General features: G+C 44.6%; 13 protein-coding genes. 8 read left to right on the top strand and 5 right to left on the bottom strand.

Features of this window, described 5'->3' with window-relative positions:
• Positions 1-43: 43 nt before the first annotated feature.
• Both pta and IJ23_RS06295 read right to left on the bottom strand, forming a co-directional pair.
• Positions 44-2,188, bottom strand: a complete 2,145-nt coding sequence (gene pta / locus IJ23_RS06300) for a phosphate acetyltransferase (RefSeq protein WP_033905765.1) — start codon at positions 2,186-2,188, stop codon at positions 44-46.
• 135 nt (positions 2,189-2,323) lie between these two features.
• The gene (locus IJ23_RS06295; protein ID WP_005380807.1) at positions 2,324-3,520 is read right to left on the bottom strand and encodes an acetate kinase; all 1,197 of its coding nucleotides are present in this window, start codon (positions 3,518-3,520) and stop codon (positions 2,324-2,326) included.
• 347 nt (positions 3,521-3,867) lie between these two features.
• Between IJ23_RS06295 and yfbV the strand changes: the two genes are divergently transcribed.
• The 6 genes from yfbV (at position 3,868) to IJ23_RS06265 (ending at position 11,120) form a co-directional block, all read left to right on the top strand.
• Complete coding sequence (gene yfbV / locus IJ23_RS06290) at positions 3,868-4,320, top strand: terminus macrodomain insulation protein YfbV (protein ID WP_005380809.1); 453 nt, start codon at positions 3,868-3,870, stop codon at positions 4,318-4,320.
• Positions 4,321-4,650: 330 nt separating this feature from the next.
• A complete protein-coding gene (locus IJ23_RS06285; RefSeq protein ID WP_033905764.1) occupies positions 4,651-5,616 on the top strand; it encodes an ABC transporter substrate-binding protein in 966 nt (321 codons plus the stop codon).
• Positions 5,617-5,790: 174 nt separating this feature from the next.
• A complete protein-coding gene (locus IJ23_RS06280; RefSeq protein ID WP_033905762.1) occupies positions 5,791-6,726 on the top strand; it encodes an ABC transporter permease in 936 nt (311 codons plus the stop codon).
• Complete coding sequence (locus IJ23_RS06275; RefSeq protein WP_005387275.1) at positions 6,723-7,517, top strand: ABC transporter ATP-binding protein; 795 nt, start codon at positions 6,723-6,725, stop codon at positions 7,515-7,517. The genes IJ23_RS06280 and IJ23_RS06275 overlap by 4 nt, the downstream gene beginning before the upstream one ends.
• Before the next feature lie 141 nt (positions 7,518-7,658).
• On the top strand, positions 7,659-9,485 hold the full coding sequence (malZ, locus tag IJ23_RS06270; protein ID WP_033905761.1) for a maltodextrin glucosidase: 1,827 nt from the start codon (positions 7,659-7,661) through the stop codon (positions 9,483-9,485).
• A 174-nt stretch (positions 9,486-9,659) separates the two neighbouring features.
• Complete coding sequence (locus tag IJ23_RS06265) at positions 9,660-11,120, top strand: sensor domain-containing diguanylate cyclase (RefSeq protein ID WP_005387278.1); 1,461 nt, start codon at positions 9,660-9,662, stop codon at positions 11,118-11,120.
• Between the two features lie 50 nt (positions 11,121-11,170).
• On the opposite strand, the gene dusC is transcribed toward IJ23_RS06265, so the two are convergent.
• Complete coding sequence (gene dusC / locus IJ23_RS06260; RefSeq protein ID WP_005380816.1) at positions 11,171-12,130, bottom strand: tRNA dihydrouridine(16) synthase DusC; 960 nt, start codon at positions 12,128-12,130, stop codon at positions 11,171-11,173.
• Between the two features lie 170 nt (positions 12,131-12,300).
• On the opposite strand from dusC, the gene IJ23_RS06255 reads away from it, so the two are divergent.
• A complete protein-coding gene (locus IJ23_RS06255) occupies positions 12,301-12,918 on the top strand; it encodes a YecA family protein (protein WP_033905759.1) in 618 nt (205 codons plus the stop codon).
• Between the two features lie 79 nt (positions 12,919-12,997).
• On the opposite strand, the gene dsbB is transcribed toward IJ23_RS06255, so the two are convergent.
• Positions 12,998-13,534 carry a disulfide bond formation protein DsbB gene (gene dsbB / locus IJ23_RS06250; RefSeq protein WP_031779052.1) on the bottom strand — a complete coding sequence of 179 codons (537 nt, stop codon included), beginning with the start codon at positions 13,532-13,534 and terminating at the stop codon, positions 12,998-13,000.
• A gap of 83 nt (positions 13,535-13,617) precedes the next feature.
• The gene (gene nhaB, locus IJ23_RS06245; protein ID WP_005380822.1) at positions 13,618-15,204 is read right to left on the bottom strand and encodes a Na(+)/H(+) antiporter NhaB; all 1,587 of its coding nucleotides are present in this window, start codon (positions 15,202-15,204) and stop codon (positions 13,618-13,620) included.
• A 639-nt stretch (positions 15,205-15,843) separates the two neighbouring features.
• Here nhaB and fadR point away from each other — a divergent pair.
• Positions 15,844-16,683 (top strand): fatty acid metabolism transcriptional regulator FadR, encoded by an 840-nt coding sequence (gene fadR / locus IJ23_RS06240; RefSeq protein WP_005380824.1) that lies wholly within the window; start codon positions 15,844-15,846, stop codon positions 16,681-16,683.
• Positions 16,684-16,739: the final 56 nt, after the last annotated feature.

The raw sequence follows: 16,739 nt of genomic DNA, 5'->3' as shown, positions 1-16,739 counted from the left end.
AACCCATATCAGGACGGGTCATCCAACTAGATGTCAGAAGCGATTATTTAGCTTCTTGGTCTGCTTGGATAGCTGTTAGAGCGATGGTGTACACGATGTCGTCTACTAGCGCGCCACGAGACAAGTCGTTTACAGGCTTACGCATACCTTGCAGCATTGGACCGATAGATACTAGGTCAGCTGAACGTTGTACCGCTTTGTAAGTTGTGTTACCCGTGTTTAGGTCTGGGAATACAAATACTGTCGCTTTACCTGCAACTGGAGAGTTTGGTGCTTTAGAAGCAGCAACGTTTTCCATAATAGCAGCGTCGTACTGTAGAGGACCGTCAATGATAAGATCAGGACGTTTCTCTTGAGCCAGTTTTGTTGCTTCACGTACTTTATCAACGTCTGCACCCTTACCAGATTCACCAGTAGAGTAAGAGATCATTGCAACGCGTGGTTCGATACCGAATGCTGCTGCAGAGTCAGCAGATTGGATAGCGATTTCAGCAAGCTGTTCAGCAGTTGGATCTGGGTTGATTGCACAGTCACCGTAAACCAGTACTTGATCAGGCAGAAGCATGAAGAATACTGAAGATACGATAGACGCATTTGGTGCCGTCTTGATGATTTGGAACGGAGGAACGATAGTGTTCGCCGTAGTGTGAACAGCACCAGAAACTAGGCCGTCAACTTCGTCGTTCTCAAGCATCATTGTGCCTAGGAATACTGAATCTTGTAGCTTCTCACGAGCCACAACTTCAGTCATGCCTTTAGCACCGCGCAACTCAACTAGGCGAGCAACGTAGTTTTCACGAACAGCATCTGCATCAATGATGGTTACACCAGTACCTAGCTCAACGCCTTGTTGAGCCGCTACGCGACGGATTTCATCTGGGTTACCTAGAAGTACACAGTCTGCAATGCCGCGTTCAGCACAGATTGCCGCTGCTTTAACTGTGCGTGGTTCGTCACCTTCTGGAAGAACGATACGCTTACCTGCTTTACGAGCAAGTTCAGTTAGCTGGTAACGGAACGCTGGTGGGCTTAGACGACGAGACTTCTGAGTGCCTTCAGTCATAGACTCGATCCAGTTACCGTCAATGTGGCCAGCAACGTGTTCGTTGATGAACTCGATACGCTCTTTATCGTCTGCAGGTACTTCGATGCTGAAGCTCTGTAGGTTTAGAGACGTTTGCCAAGTGTTACCTTGTGCTTTGAAGATAGGTAGACCAGTGTCGAATGCTGGTTTACATAGGCCTTCGATTTCGCTAGGGATATCGTAACCGCCAGTTAGCAGTACAGCACCAATATCCACACCGTTCATTGCAGCAAGAGAAGCAGCAACGATAACATCAGGACGGTCTGCAGAAGTAACAAGTAGAGAGCCCGGTTTGAAGTGCTCAATCATGTTTGGCAGAGAACGTGCACAGAAAGTGATGCTCTTGATGCGACGAGTGTTGATGTCACCTTCGTTGATGATATCTGCGTTCAGGTGTTTAGCCATGTCGATTGCACGAGTCGCAATCAGATCAATGCTCCATGGCACACAACCTAGTACACGAATTGGAGAAGTGTTGAAAATTTCCATCACTTTCAATTCGTTTTGTTTCGCGCTGTCTGCATCGTCAAAGATTTCAGATAGGTCAGGGCGAGTACGGCCAGCTTCGTCAACAGGAGCGTTTAGCTTGTTGATGATAACACCAGAGATGTTTTTGTTTTTAGTGCCGCCGAAGTTAGAACATGCTACTTCGATACGCTCTTTCAGTTGCGCAGGGTTATCAGTACCTGGAGTCGCAACTAGCACGATTTCTGCACCAAGTGTTGCCGCGATTTCCGCGTTTACTTGGTTTGCAAATGGGTGCTTACGAGTAGGTACAAGACCTTCGATTAGCGTAACGTCTGCGTCTTTGTTGATTTGGTTGTAACGTTCAACAACGGTTTCTAGCAGCTCGTCCATGTTGTCGTTACCGATTAGGCTTTCAGCAACAGACATCGCCATTGGTTCACCGATCTTCATATCGCTGTTACGACCAACGATAGTTGAAGTCAGATCTGGCTGATCACCACCTGAACGTGGCTGACAGATTGGCTTGTAGAAAGAAACTTTAACGCCTTTACGCTCCATAGCGCGAAGAACACCCATGCTAACGCTTGTTAGGCCAACGCCTGCGCTAGTAGGGATAAGCATAATAGTACGAGACATTCGTAGAGTACCTTTAGCTATTTGGGGGATAAAAGCTCAACTCTTATTCCATGAAGCTCGAAGAATAGGAGTTGAGCCCCTAAGAAATTCGTTTGAATGAAAACTGGCTAGCCGAGTGGCTAGCCAGGAATTCAATTAAAGACCTGTCAGGCGAGCAGTGTCTTCAGCGATGACTAGCTCTTCGTTAGTAGAGATAACCATTGCAGGGATACGGCTGTTTTCAGTCGTGATAACGCCTTCGCCGCCGAAGCGAGCTTTAAGGTTAGCTTCGCTATCTACTTCGATACCGAAGATGCCAAGACGGTTTAGAACCATTTCACGGATAGGGCCAGAGTTCTCGCCGATACCGCCAGTGAAAGTGATTGCGTCTAGACGGCCTTCCATTGAAGCAGTGTAGCCAGCAACGTATTTAGCTAGACGGTGGCAGAACACGTCCATTGCGCGTGTTGCTTCTTCTTTTTGACCGTAGTTGTCTTCAACGAAACGACAGTCAGAAGTCACTTCAGTTAGACCTTGAAGACCAGACTCTTTAGTTAGCATCGTGTTGATTTGATCAACAGAGTAACCTAGAGCGTCGTGTAGGTGGAAGACGATAGCAGGGTCGATGTCGCCACAGCGAGTACCCATTACCAGACCTTCAAGTGGAGTAAGACCCATAGAAGTGTCTACAGATTGACCGTTCTTGATCGCACATACAGATGCGCCGTTACCTAGGTGACAGTTGATGATGTTTACTTCTTCAACTGGTTTGTTTAGTAGGCCTGCAACTTCACGAGTGATGAACAAGTGAGAAGTACCGTGCATGCCGTAACGACGGATACCGTGTTCTTTGTATAGGTTGTATGGAAGAGCGTATAGGTAAGACTCTTCAGGCATAGTTTGGTGGAACGCAGTGTCAAATACAGCAACGTTTTTCAGCTCTGGGAAGTTTTTCTTAGCCGCTTCGATACCGATGATGTGAGCAGGGTTATGAAGAGGTGCAAATGTTGCAGCGTCTTGAATACCTTTTAGAACTTCATCAGTAATTAGTGCAGATTGAGTGAACTGCTCGCCGCCGTGAACGATACGGTGACCGATTGCGCCTAGGTTAGCTTTAAGCTCTGGCTTAGAAGCAAGAATAGTTTCTACCATAAACGCTAGTGCTTCTTCGTGAGCTGCACCATTGCCTAGTTGAGCTTCGTGCTTGCCATCAAGTTTCCACTTGATGCGAGCTTCAGGAAGGTGAAGACACTCAGCAAGACCTGACAAGTGCTCGTCGCCGTTCTCGGCATCAACAACGGCAAATTTAAGAGAAGAACTACCGCAGTTTAAAACTAAAACTAGCTTAGACATGTATGACTACCTGTTATTCGTCTGATAAAAAAATCAGTTAAAGAATGAAAAATTAATCACAAGAATAGCCGATACCCAGAAGGCTGCGTACTAATCCTGGTCAAAAATTGTTCTAATTCCATATAAAGAAATAGTGATGAACCCTTCCATCACTATGATGCGATCCGTGCAGATAGATATCTCGGAGTTGCTTAAATTGTAAATAACAGCAACAATGAGATTGAGGGTCTGCAAAGGATAGCGATAATAAGCAATGATAACAAAAAAAATTTGAAAGAATATTAACTTTCATCAATTTTTTGTACCTTCAGTTGAAATGTTCAACTATTTTTTAGTGAGAGAGCGGTATGAGTAATAAAGTCGGATTGATCCATAGCCTGAAAGATGGCCAGAATTACATGGAGATCTGGCCGGTTCGTAAAGAGCTAAGCGCCATATTTCCGGAACAGCGTATCATTAAGGCGACTCGCTTTGGCATTAAAGTCATGCCGGCCGTTGCTGCGATCAGCGTACTCACTCAAATGGCATTCAACAATTACCACGCGTTACCTCAATCCATTGTTGTCGCCTTGTTTGCGATTAGCTTGCCACTTCAAGGCATTTGGTGGCTTGGTGCTCGATCCAACACGAAATTGCCGCCTTCTTTGGCCTCTTGGTATCGGGAGTTGCATCAAAAAATTGTGGAAACAGGTTTTGCATTAGAGCCTGTCAAAGCTCGCCCTCGTTACAAAGAGCTTGCGATAATACTGAACCGAGCGTTTCGCCAGCTCGATAAATCGTCATTAGAGCGTTGGTTCTAATTTAAATTGTTTGAAATGGAGTGTGCACTGGCCGCTCCATTTTTGATCCTGCCTCTATTACCTACTTTGACGGTCGTTGATGAAGCGAGCGAAGCTTTGTTTACCAAAGATTCTTTCCGGATGAAGAAGTCCCCCCGATCACAAATGTTGCTTTAGTGTTAAATCTTTCTTTTCTTTACTAAGACTTAGTAGTAATAATAAAAACAAGATGCGCAAGAAGTGCACAGTTATATGAACACAACAATACCGCCTTCAAACATTTGAATTCACGAGTCGATACACATATTGAAAGCTCGTGAAACAAGGACGAAGTCACATCAAGGAGTTATGATGAAAACGAAACGTTTATTAGCCACTGCCGTTCTATCAGCTACTGCTATTTTCTCTTCTACCAATGTACTGGCCGCCACTGCAACTGTCGCAGTTTCACAGATTGTCGAACACCCGGCGTTAGACGCGACGCGCCAAGGGTTACTTGATGGTTTGAAAGCGAAAGGCTACGAAGAAGGCAAAAATCTAGAATTTGATTATAAGACCGCACAGGGTAATCCAGCGATTGCGGTGCAAATTGCCCGTCAGTACGTCGGCGAAAATCCTGATGTGTTAGTTGGCATCGCGACACCTTCGGCACAAGCTTTGGTGTCGGCTACTCGCTCTATTCCTGTTGTCTTTACTGCGGTAACAGATCCGGTTGGTGCGAAATTGGTTAAGTCGATGGAACAACCAGGCAAAAACGTAACTGGCCTGTCTGATCTTTCACCCGTTGCTCAGCATGTCGATCTCATCCAAGAAATTCTTCCTCAGGTGAAAAGCATCGGGGTTGTATTTAATCCCGGTGAAGCTAATGCCGTGACTTTAGTTGAATTACTAAAAGAAAGCGCAAAAGCAAAAGGCATACAAGTGGTTGAAGCGACCGCACTAAAAAGTGCTGATGTTCAGTCTGCGACTCAAGCGATTGCAGCGAAATCAGACATTCTTTACGCCCCAACAGACAATACAGTTGCAAGTGCGATTGAAGGGATGATTGTGGCAGCGAATCAAGCGAAGAAACCTGTATTTGGTGGCGCGACGTCGTATGTCGAAAAGGGTGCTATTGCAGGCTTAGGTTTTGACTACTACCAGGTTGGTGTACAAACCGCGGATTACGTGGCGGCGATTCTTGATGGTCAAGAACCAGGCAAGCTGGATGTAAAAGTCGCGACGGGCTTTGACCTTGTAATTAATGAAAGCGCAGCATCTAAGCTCGGTATCAAGCTGCCAAGTTCTGTGGTTGAACGTGCGACAAGCATGCAATAAGTAACGCTTTTTGGGGTAAAGACCGTCACGTTGGTTGGTAGACGCTTGCCCCAAAATTGATATTCGCCGGATTTCTCGTGTAGAGCATTCTGCTAGAGAAGAAGGGGAGTATACGTTAGAAGTCTTACGTTCAGGTTGGTATTAGCCAGCCTGAGCATGCAGAAAGGAGCAGTTATGTCTGCATTTGCTTTTTTTGGCGCACTCGAAATTGGCTTGATTTATGGCCTAGTCGCTCTGGGTGTGTATCTTACGTTCCGTGTTCTCGATTTCCCCGATTTGAGTGTGGATGGCAGCTTTCCAATGGGAGCGGCGGTGGCTGCAACGGCGATTGTCGCAGGTATTAATCCTTGGCTTGCGACAATAATGGCGATGATAGCTGGTAGTATGACGGGGTGGGTAACCGCTTTTCTGGCTGTTCGGTGTGGTATTTTACACCTGTTAGCTTCCATTCTTACCATGATCGCTGCATTTTCAATTAATATTCGTATTATGGGCAAACCTAATATGGCGTTGCTTGGAGAGGATACTATTCTCACTCCGTTTGAAGCATTGGGCGATGCGATGTTTATTCGCCCTCTGGTTGTTGGGGTCTTAGTTCTTCTGTCCGCTTTCTTTGTCATTCGCCTGCTGAGCAGCGACTTTGGTCTTGGTTTACGAGCCACGGGTGTGAATGCGCGTATGGTTTCTGCGCAAGGGGCGAGCACTGGCTTTTATACCTACTTTGGCTTGGCTTTATCCAACGGGTTTGTGGGATTCGCAGGCGCGTTGTTTGCACAAACGAACAGCTTTGCGGATGTGACCTCTGGCGTGGGCACCATTGTCGTTGGTTTGGCAGCTGTGATTTTGGGGCAGACCCTTATTCCCGGGCGCAAGATTTGGGTTGCGGTGTTTGCGGTCATCATCGGTTCGGTACTTTATCGCCTTGCAGTAGCTTTCGCTTTGAGTTCTGGCATGTTTGGTTTACAAGCTTCAGACCTCAACCTTGTTACCGCAGTATTGGTGGCTGTGGCGCTTATTGCTCCAAAGCTAAAACAGAGCATGAGAGCGAAACAACGCGTTACTGATGCTAAACAAGCGGCATCAAAAAATGGTTCTGGGGAGGCATTATGATCGAACTAAATAATATTCAGGTCACGTTCAACCCTGGGACGATTTTGGAAAATCGTGCATTGAAAGGCGTCTCTTTAGAGGTTCCAGAGCATCAATTTCTTACCGTGATTGGTTCTAATGGCGCAGGAAAATCGACGTTGCTTGGTGCGGTGACAGGTGAGACGCCGATGATAGGTGGTCAGGTTATCATTGACGGCAAAGACGTCACCAAGCAGACGGTTGCCCAACGTGCGACGCAATGCGCCCGAGTGTTTCAAGATCCATTGGCCGGGACTTGTGGTGAACTTACGATAGAAGAGAACATGGCTCTAGCGCACATGCGTGGTAAAAAACGCAGCTGGGGGTTGGCGCTCTCTACTAAACGTCGCAAGCTGTTCCAAGAGCGAATTAGCATCCTCGGTCTTGGTTTAGAAGACCGCTTGGGCGATAGCATTGGGTTGCTGTCTGGTGGACAACGACAAGCCGTTAGCCTTGTGATGGCGACGTTATCGGAGAGTAAGCTGTTATTGCTTGATGAACACACGGCTGCGCTTGATCCTCGTATGGCGGCGTTTGTTATCGACTTAACTAAACGTATTGTCGATGAGTTCGATTTAACAGTGATGATGGTGACGCATTCGATGAAAGACGCATTAGCATGTGGCGATAGGACCGTAATGCTTCACCAAGGTGAAATTGTGCTTGATGTGGCTGGAGAGCAGCGCGCTAACATGCAAGTACCAGACTTGTTGGATATGTTCTCCAAAGTGCGTGGTGAAGAGCTGGCAGATGACAGTCTCTTGTTGAACTAAGCGGTATCCGACAAGTCACTACGCCTACTAAGTGTGATCCTCCTTGGGAAAATTGGCTGATATGTCAACTCGCAAGGAGGATTTCTTGTCTCTAATTCTTCAATAACATAGTGGCATATCCGATGACGAGGAGTGCCCATAATGAACCTGCCATTTATTTTTCATAGTCAAACTATTGATGGTTTAGCTTTTAATGACGAGCAAATTACAGTCAGACTGAAAACCGAGACATTGGATTTTGATTCCGTCTATGTGCGTATTGAGCCGGACAATGAAGAATATCTGGTCGACATGGCTCAAATTGGAACAGCTGGGGAATTGTTACTATGGGAGGCATCGTTTCGACCAAATCGAGATCGAGATGTCACACATTATGTGTTTAAGATCCTCAAAGACGGACAACAATACTGGCTCGATGCACGAGGCGTACAAAAGCGTATTCCACCCAAAGAATTCCACTTTAAGTTGAATGTAAACCATCAACCACCAAGCTGGGTCCAAGAGCAAGTTTTCTATCAAATCTTTCCTGACCGTTTTTCTGCTAGTAAAAGTGAGTCCGATATTCGCCACGCTTATGCTCAGTATGATTCTGCATCGATCGTCAAGGCGTGGGGAGACGCGGTAGGCTCTCACCAAAATACCGGGGCACGTGAATTCTTTGGCGGCGACCTCAAAGGTGTGGAGCAAAAGTTGGACTATCTTGAACAGCTCGGCGTTACTGCGCTTTATTTTAATCCGATCTTTTCTTCACCAAGTAATCATAAATACGACACCACCGATTACTTCACTGTTGACCCTATGTTCGGCACCAACGATCAGTTTGCTGAACTGTGTGAGAAAATCCGTGGTAAGAATATGAAGATTGTTTTAGACGCGGTGTTTAACCACACGTCAGTGCATCATCCTTGGTTTGATATCGAACAAAAAGGAGAAGGAGCGTATGGCAATCCGCAGTCAAAGTTCCGTGATTACTACTTTTTCGAAGGCGAAACCAATCACTACATTGGTTGGAAAGGCATTGGTAACTTATCGGTTCTGAACTTTGAAAATGAACAGGTGCGCGACTACATCTACCAAAGTGAAGAGTCTGTCATCAAGTATTGGCTGAAGCCACCGTACTTGGTTGATGGCTGGCGGTTTGATGTAATCCATATGCTTGGCGAAGGAGACGGCGCGAAAAACAATGCTCATTATGTGGCAGCGTTTCGTAATGCGACTAAGTCAGTAAACCCGAATGCTTATGTGTTAGGTGAGCACTTTTTTGAAGCAACGCAGTGGTTGCAAGGTGATCAAGAGGATGGGGCGATGAACTACTACGGTTTTGCTCATCCAGTTCGAGCTTTTATCGCACGACAAGACATTATGTACGATCCAATCAACATTGATGGTTTGGAGTTTAAAGCATGGTTGGACGAAGCCAGAGCAAAAATCCCATTTTCTAATCAGCTATCGCAGCTAAATCAACTCGATAGTCACGATACTGCTCGGTTTATCACACTGGTTGATGGTGATAAGCGTAAAATGAACATCGCGCTAGCAATGCTTATGACTTACGTTGGCACGCCTTGTCTTTACTACGGGAGTGAAGTCGGTCTAGAAGGAGGTCTAGACCCGGATAATCGTCGCTGTTTTCCTTGGAATGAAATCGAAAGTTCACAATGGCTATCGCTTTACCAACAATGGATCAAGATACGTAAACAATGTAAGCCTTTACAGTCGGGCTGTATTCAATGGCTGCATTGCACTAACAACCAGTTGGCGTACGCACGTGTACTAGGTCGTGAAGCAGTCGTTGTTATGATTAATCTCAGTGGTAATGAATGTTCAATCGATTTACCTATGTGGCAACTGGGCTTGGAGGTTAGCCAAGTTATATCGTTGCTAGATGACACAGAACAGGTTGATTATAAAGGTCATATCTCTGTCAATATGTCGGCACAGAGCTGCAAATTATGGCGACTAAAGTGACACCACACTCTATATTGATTAAACTCCTTTAATATATAAACGGTCTCAAACAGCGCGCACACATTTGTTTGGTCTCTTGTTATCTGGTGCTGCATTGCATGCGTCACCAGATAACGAGTATCAATTTAATAGCAGTCATAAGAGACTATTGACCTTTCATATGCATGGTACTCAATGGTAAACCAAAGGCGATTTAGCCTCTCATTTGTCATCTTTTTTCCTCTGGCGTTATTTGTAGTGGTTTTACTCGTGACAACGAAAAATTACTATGATGCGGTTAACCGCTATATCGATTCTGAGTATTCGCGTATCGAGCGTGCAATGTCTCGCGGTATTAAAGTACTCACGGCTTTAGATTACAGCTTCACCAACTATACCAATTACGCTAACCCACTGTTTGAAGAACATAATTCTTTAGTCAAAGAAGGGCTTTGTTATCTTTGGCCTATAGATGTGTTATTACTCGAAAGTGTTTATAGTGAAGGGTTACCTGCGGTTGACCTTGATTATATGATCGTAGGGGACGAAAGCTTATGTCAGCAAGGTTCAACGATTAACCAGTTAGCTGAACAAAAGGCGGGTTTTGCGCCGTCATTGTCATTTCTGCACGATATTGAATCGCACATTGTTGGAATCCATTACATTGACAAGCGCGGTTACGTTATCTCCTCACCCGATACCTACGCAAAAAATTTCACTAGAGAGCTTTTGTCAACGCTAAAAGCCCGACCTTTTTGGCAAAAAACCGCGCAAGATAAAGTGAACATTACCTTGGCTGGACCAGGGCCTGTGTTGGACTCGATGGAAGGTCAAGTCATTAGTATGACGGTACCCGTCTATGAGAAAGGAGAACACCAAGGGGTTTTGTCTATTGATTTTGACATCAATACGCTTATGGCTTCGTCGCTAGGTCTTGTAGGTCAGTTTCATTTGGTTTCCAATTTACAATCCATTCCTTCAAACAGTACACGAATCAAACCAGTCGAATTAGAGCGATTGAGTGCGAATCACAGCATGTACTACGAGTACAACCTTTGGGATGAAGCTAAGAACCTAGCGGTTTTTGAAAAATACAGCCTTATTGTCGCACTATTTATTTACGTGTTGAGTACCGTCGTCTTGTTCTATGTGAATATGCATAGCGAGCGACGCTACTTTAAAGAACTGGCAGCAAGAGACCCAATGACCAGCTTATTGAATCGTCGAGGTATGCAAACCGTGTGGCGTAATAAGATGACAAAAAAACAGGTTGCTTTAGCAGTGTTCGATATTGATAACTTCAAGAAGATCAACGACACCTATGGTCATGATGTCGGTGATTCTGCAATTCAGCTTGTTGCAAAATGTATACGTGAAAATATTCGCCATACCGATGTTGCCTCAAGGTTTGGTGGCGAAGAGTTCGTTTTAGCGATTTATGACGAAGATTCAGAGGGTATTAAACTCATTTTAGACAGAGTAAAAAAGGCCATAGATGAGCGCTCGATACGCGTAACGAAAGAAGGCTTTACGATCTCTGGCGGTGTGGTGTTTAGTAAAGAGAGCCGAGTAGAAAACTTTGATGAATTGTTTAAAGCGGCGGATGAAAAGTTATATCAAGCCAAAAGTACCGGCAAAAATAAGATCTGTTACTAGGATTTAGGTACAAAAAAGGACGAGATATTCGTCCTTTTTGTGTTCGGGAATTATGCAACCTGAGAGTTTAAGTCATCGCGGTAGCGTTGAATATGCTCAACAATTGGTGCGGCTTTGTTGAACGTTCTGATTTCTCTAAATAGGTCTTTTGCTTCAGGATAAGCCTGACGTAAGTAAGAGAACCATTGTTTTACGCGGTTTGGGTAATACAAGCCTTTATCGCCTTTCATCTCAAACTTGGAGTAATAGATGAGCAACTCAACCACCTCGGGCCATGACATTGGCTGGTGGTTATGTTTTACCATATTGCCTAAGTTAGGGATATTGAAAGCGCCTCGGCACACCATCAAAGAGCTAACGCCAGTCGTTTCAATGCAACGTTGACCGTCTTCATAATTCCAAATTTCGCCATTCGCAATCAGTGGGATATCAAAACGTTCACGAATTTGGTTGATGTAATCCCATTTTATCTCAGAAGCTTTATAACCACCTTGTTTAGTACGTGCGTGTACGGTCAGTTCATTTGCGCCAGCAGACTGAATGGCATCGACAATTTCAAAGCAATCTTCAGGGTTCTCCCAGCCAAGACGAATTTTTGCAGTTACGGGAATGGCTTCTGGAACGGCTTCTCGACAAGCTTTAACCACACGGTGAATGAGCTCTGGATGTTGGAGTAGCGCTGCTCCACCTTTACTTTTGTTGACCATTTTGGCTGGGCAACCAAAGTTTATATCAATACCTCTGGCGCCAAGGTTTGCCGCTTTAATTGCGTTCTCAGCCATCCAGTTCGGTTCTTGTCCCAACAATTGCACATGTACTGGCACACCAGATGCAGTCTGAGAACCTTGCAACAGCTCTGGGCATAAACGGTGAAACACATGATCGGGTAATAGCTGGTCGATTACCCGAACAAACTCCGTAACACACAGGTCATAGTCGTTTATCTCGGTCAGGATTTGGCGCATCAAATGATCTAAAACGCCTTCCATTGGGCCTAGTACAACTCGCATAGCTTGCCTAATACAGTTTGGTGGTAAAAAGGAGGGCGATTGTAGCGATGTAAGTTAAGTTTGTCATTAAAAGAGTCGAAGCGGCCAATGCAGTCAAACACACAACGTTAGGTTACGTGCTTTTGAGCTCTGAGGTATAATGCCGCCAAATTTATGGGAAACCAGATGCCATGCAATACACATTGATTGAAAAAGGTGAAGTTCACGTTGATGAATCTTGCCAATTTATCGAAGGCGCAGTGTTAGCTGCGAATCTGACGACAAAACCACTCGCTCCTGAAAAGTGGTTAGAGCCGCTATTAGGTGAGGGATTCAAAGCGATTCAACCAGCTGTGGAAGAGCAAATTCACAAGCAGCATAACCGAATTCAACGAAACGAATATTCCGTGCTAGAGCTAACAGGCAAAGAACCTGAACAACTTGCTGATTTTGCCGAAGGCTTTATGTCTGTTTGGCCAATGATTGAAGAACAGTGGCAAGACGTTGAGCTCAATGATGGATTACAGCGTATGCTGCAAGCATTACTGACCACTTTGATGCTGGCGATCGATGAGCCAGCAACGCAGCAACAGATGCGTGACGCAGGTATTGAAACGCCACCGGCCCTGACAGATTTAGTCGACCAGCTTGATTTAATGGTCGGTGAAGTCGCGCTGGGCGCGGATGAGTTGATGGTAGGCAATAAAGCTCAAAGCCTAAACCCATTCAAAGGTATCGGGCGCAATGATCCCTGTCCTTGTGAGAGCGGAAAAAAATTCAAGCAGTGCTGTGGTCAATCACGCGGCTAAATCGAATCGCCGCGCTATCCACTTAACAAAAAGCCGACCAGATGGTCGGCTTTTTGTTAATTTTTACGCGTCAGTAGGATTAACGAATTGGATTAACGCGTTTTGCAGGGAAGAATTGTGCAATTACAATTAATGCCAAAGCGATTAAATTGCCTGCAAAAATTACTACTAACCATTGTGGCATTGATAAATCAAGGAGCTGCCACACAACCTTAGAGCAATCACCATATGCTTCAAACATCCAAGGAACCCACTGATTGAGCGGAGCCCAGCTAGGGAATGTGACGAATAAATCGCAAGTCGCGAATGGTGATGGATTAAACTGGTAGTCAACGTGCTGCATTGCAAGTAACAAACCCTTGTAAGCACTTAATCCCCAGCCTATCAAACCTAGCCAGCGGAAAATTGGGTTCTTGGGTGCCAATATACCAACCATTGCAGCGACGCCCACTCCCATCATCGCGACTCTTTCATAAATACACATGACACATGGTGCAAGCATCATGACGTGCTGAAAATAGAGGGCACATGCTTCAAAGAAAACGACGAATAGCAGAAGCAGTAGCCACGATAAACGTCCCTTTGAAAACTGGTTAAGTGAATTTAAAATAGTCACGTTTTTGTTCCTGTCTGAAATAGAAAAAGCTCTGAATACTCAGAGCTTTTTATCGTGGATAAGTTTCCTAATCAACTCAAATTTTAGTGACCACCGGATACTACGGGAGTCAGATCACCACTATGAGGTAAAATCCAACCAGCTTCGTAGAAAGAAGCGGTTGCAGGCTCTAGGAAGAACATGATTCCCATCAGACCGACAATCGCAAGAACGACGGTGTAAGGCAGCGCCATGATAACCATTCGACCGTAAGACAGACGAATTAATGGAGCGAGAGCCGATGTGAGTAAGAATAGGAATGCCGCTTGACCGTTTGGCGTTGCAACAGAAGGCAGGTTAGTACCAGTATTGATTGCCACCGCCAGTAAGTCGAACTGATCACGAGTAATGAGGCCCTCAATGAGTGCAGTTTTTACTTCATTGATGTAAACCGTACCAACGAACACGTTATCCGACACCATAGATAATAAGCCATTCGCCACATAGAACAGAGCTAGCTGAGTACCTTTATCTTCAACGGCAAGCACCGCATCGATGACTGGTTTAAACAGTTCTTGGTCAATGATTACAGCAACGATCGAGAAAAATACTGCAAGCAGTGCAGTGAAGGGCAGGGCCTCTTCAAACGCTTTCCCCATGGAGTGCTCTTCAATGACACCAGTAAATGCGGTCGCTAAAATGATCACAGAAAGGCCAATTAAGCCGACAGCCGCTAAGTGCAAAGCGAGTGCAACGATCAACCAAACCGCAATAAGACCTTGAACCCAGAGTTTTGCGACATCTTGATTTGTTCGCGTTTTACGCTCTTCACGGTCAAAATCGACGAGGATCTGACGAACGTTGTTAGGAAGCTTCGCGCCGTAGCCAAACACTTTAAGCTTTTCAACTAAAGCACAAGTGATGAGACCACAGAAAAATACAGGTAGTGTCACTGGAGACATACGGATTAGGAATTCACCAAATAACCAACCCGCTTGGTCTGCAATAATTAAGTTTTGAGGTTCACCAACCATCGTGGTTACGCCACCTAAGGCAGTACCTACACCAGCATGCATCAACAAAGAGCGCAAAAAGGCACGATAGTTTTCTAGGTCATCACGCGTTAGTTCAGTGATCGTGTCATCTTGTGTATGGTCATGGTCACCGATAGGGTTACCAGACGCCACTTTGTGATAGATAGAGTAAAAGCCGATCGCCACGCTGATAACAACGGCGATAACCGTCAAGGCATCCAAAAACGCAGACAAAAATGCCGCAGCAAAGCAGAACGCGAGTGATAGTAGGGTTTTAGAGCGAATGCCAAGTAAAATTTTGGTAAAAATGAACAGCAATAGCTGCTTCATGAAGTAGATGCCCGCAACCATAAATACCAGAAGTAGCAGTACTTCGATATTTGCTACTAATTCGTGCTTAACTTGCGCAGGGCTAGTCATGCCGATAGCAATGGCTTCAATAGCAAGTAAACCGCCAGGTTGTAATGGGTAGCATTTTAATGCCATTGCTAGCGTGAAAATAAATTCAGCGACCAACAACCATCCAGCTACAAATGGGTTTATTAGGAAGAATACAATCGGGTTAATTATTAAGAAGGCTATAATGGCAACTTTGTACCAATCAGGCGCTTTACCAAGGAAGTTCTTGATAAAAGCGTTTCCGAGCGATATCGGCATGATAATTCTCTTTATAACAAAATTATGAATAGACACTACAATAGTGCTTAAGTATCTGTTTGTTAGACTTATTAACTAGTCTTTAAAAACAATAACTTAGTAAAACAACAATCCTTTGTTTATTGTAGTCTTGCCAAGTTACTTCCCCTGAACTCAAGCACCGCTCACTTTCGACCGCAAACTCTACACTCAGGCATTTATTAGTCAATAACAAAACGTGATGCTACCGACTAAAATGACTTTTTAAATGTAATAACGCGATCAAAACGGCGTTACTATACCATGAAAGTCTTAAAAAAATCCTCTTGGATTTTAAATGACGGTCAGTGACGAGAAAAGGCAAATTAAGAAAGAATATTAACCGTGATATACAAAGTAATTTTTCATATTTTGAATATAAAAATGTGACACGGTTGTCTTTATTTCTCCGAGATTTGTGAGCTGTTTAATTAAATAAAAATTCATATTTTACTGCTTTCGCTCGCATGTTAGAGCCTCTTAAATTGACACAACATATAGAGTATTAACTCTATGTTATGGAGTCGTTTCCACTATTGATCGTAAATTTTCTCAAACCGCTAAGTAGTGGTATGATGAGTAGTATCGACCCTCAGAAATCAATATTGGATAAAAAGTAGAATGGTCATAAAGGCGAAAAGCCCTGCGGGATTCGCAGAAAAATATATTATCGAGAGCATTTGGAACGGCCGTTTTCCTCCAGGCTCAATTTTACCTGCTGAGCGCGAGCTGTCCGAACTGATTGGTGTTACTCGAACGACTTTAAGAGAGGTTCTTCAACGACTAGCCCGTGATGGATGGCTGACTATCCAGCACGGCAAACCTACGAAAGTTAACCAATTTATGGAGACCTCTGGTCTGCATATTTTGGATACTTTAATGACGCTAGACGTTGATAATGCGACAAACATTGTAGAAGATCTGCTTGCGGCACGTACTAACATCAGTCCTATCTTTATGCGCTATGCATTTAAAGCGAACAAAGAGAGCTCTGAGCGTACAATTAAGAACGTAATCGAATCTTGTGAAGCTTTAATGAATGCGGCTTCCTGGGACGAATTCATCGCTTCTTCGCCGTATGCTGAAAAAGTTCTGCAGAATGTGAAAGAAGATAACGAGAAAGATGAAGCGAAGCGTCAAGAAATCTTGATTGCTAAAACGTTCAACTTTTACGATTATATGCTTTTCCAGCGCCTAGCATTCCATTCAGGAAATCAAATTTACGGTTTGATCTTTAATGGTTTGAAGAAGCTCTACGATCGTGTCGGTAGCTACTACTTCTCAAATCCAGCTTCTCGTGAGCTAGCTCTGAAGTTTTACCATCAATTGCTCGAAACTTGTGAAAGTGGCCAGCGTGAGCAACTACCAGTAGTGATTCGTCATTATGGTATGGAAAGTGCGTTGATCTGGAACGAAATGAAAAAGCAATTACCAACGAACTTCACGGAAGACGACAGCTAAGCGCTGACAAGTTGAATAAACGAAAACCGCAGTGCCTTAGGCCTGCGGTTTTTTTG

Source organism: Vibrio sp. OY15 (assembly GCF_000742455.1).
Taxonomy (GTDB): domain Bacteria; phylum Pseudomonadota; class Gammaproteobacteria; order Enterobacterales; family Vibrionaceae; genus Vibrio; species Vibrio alginolyticus.
Note: the sequence above shows the minus strand (reverse complement) of the source record. Positions and strands in the feature narration are given on the sequence as shown.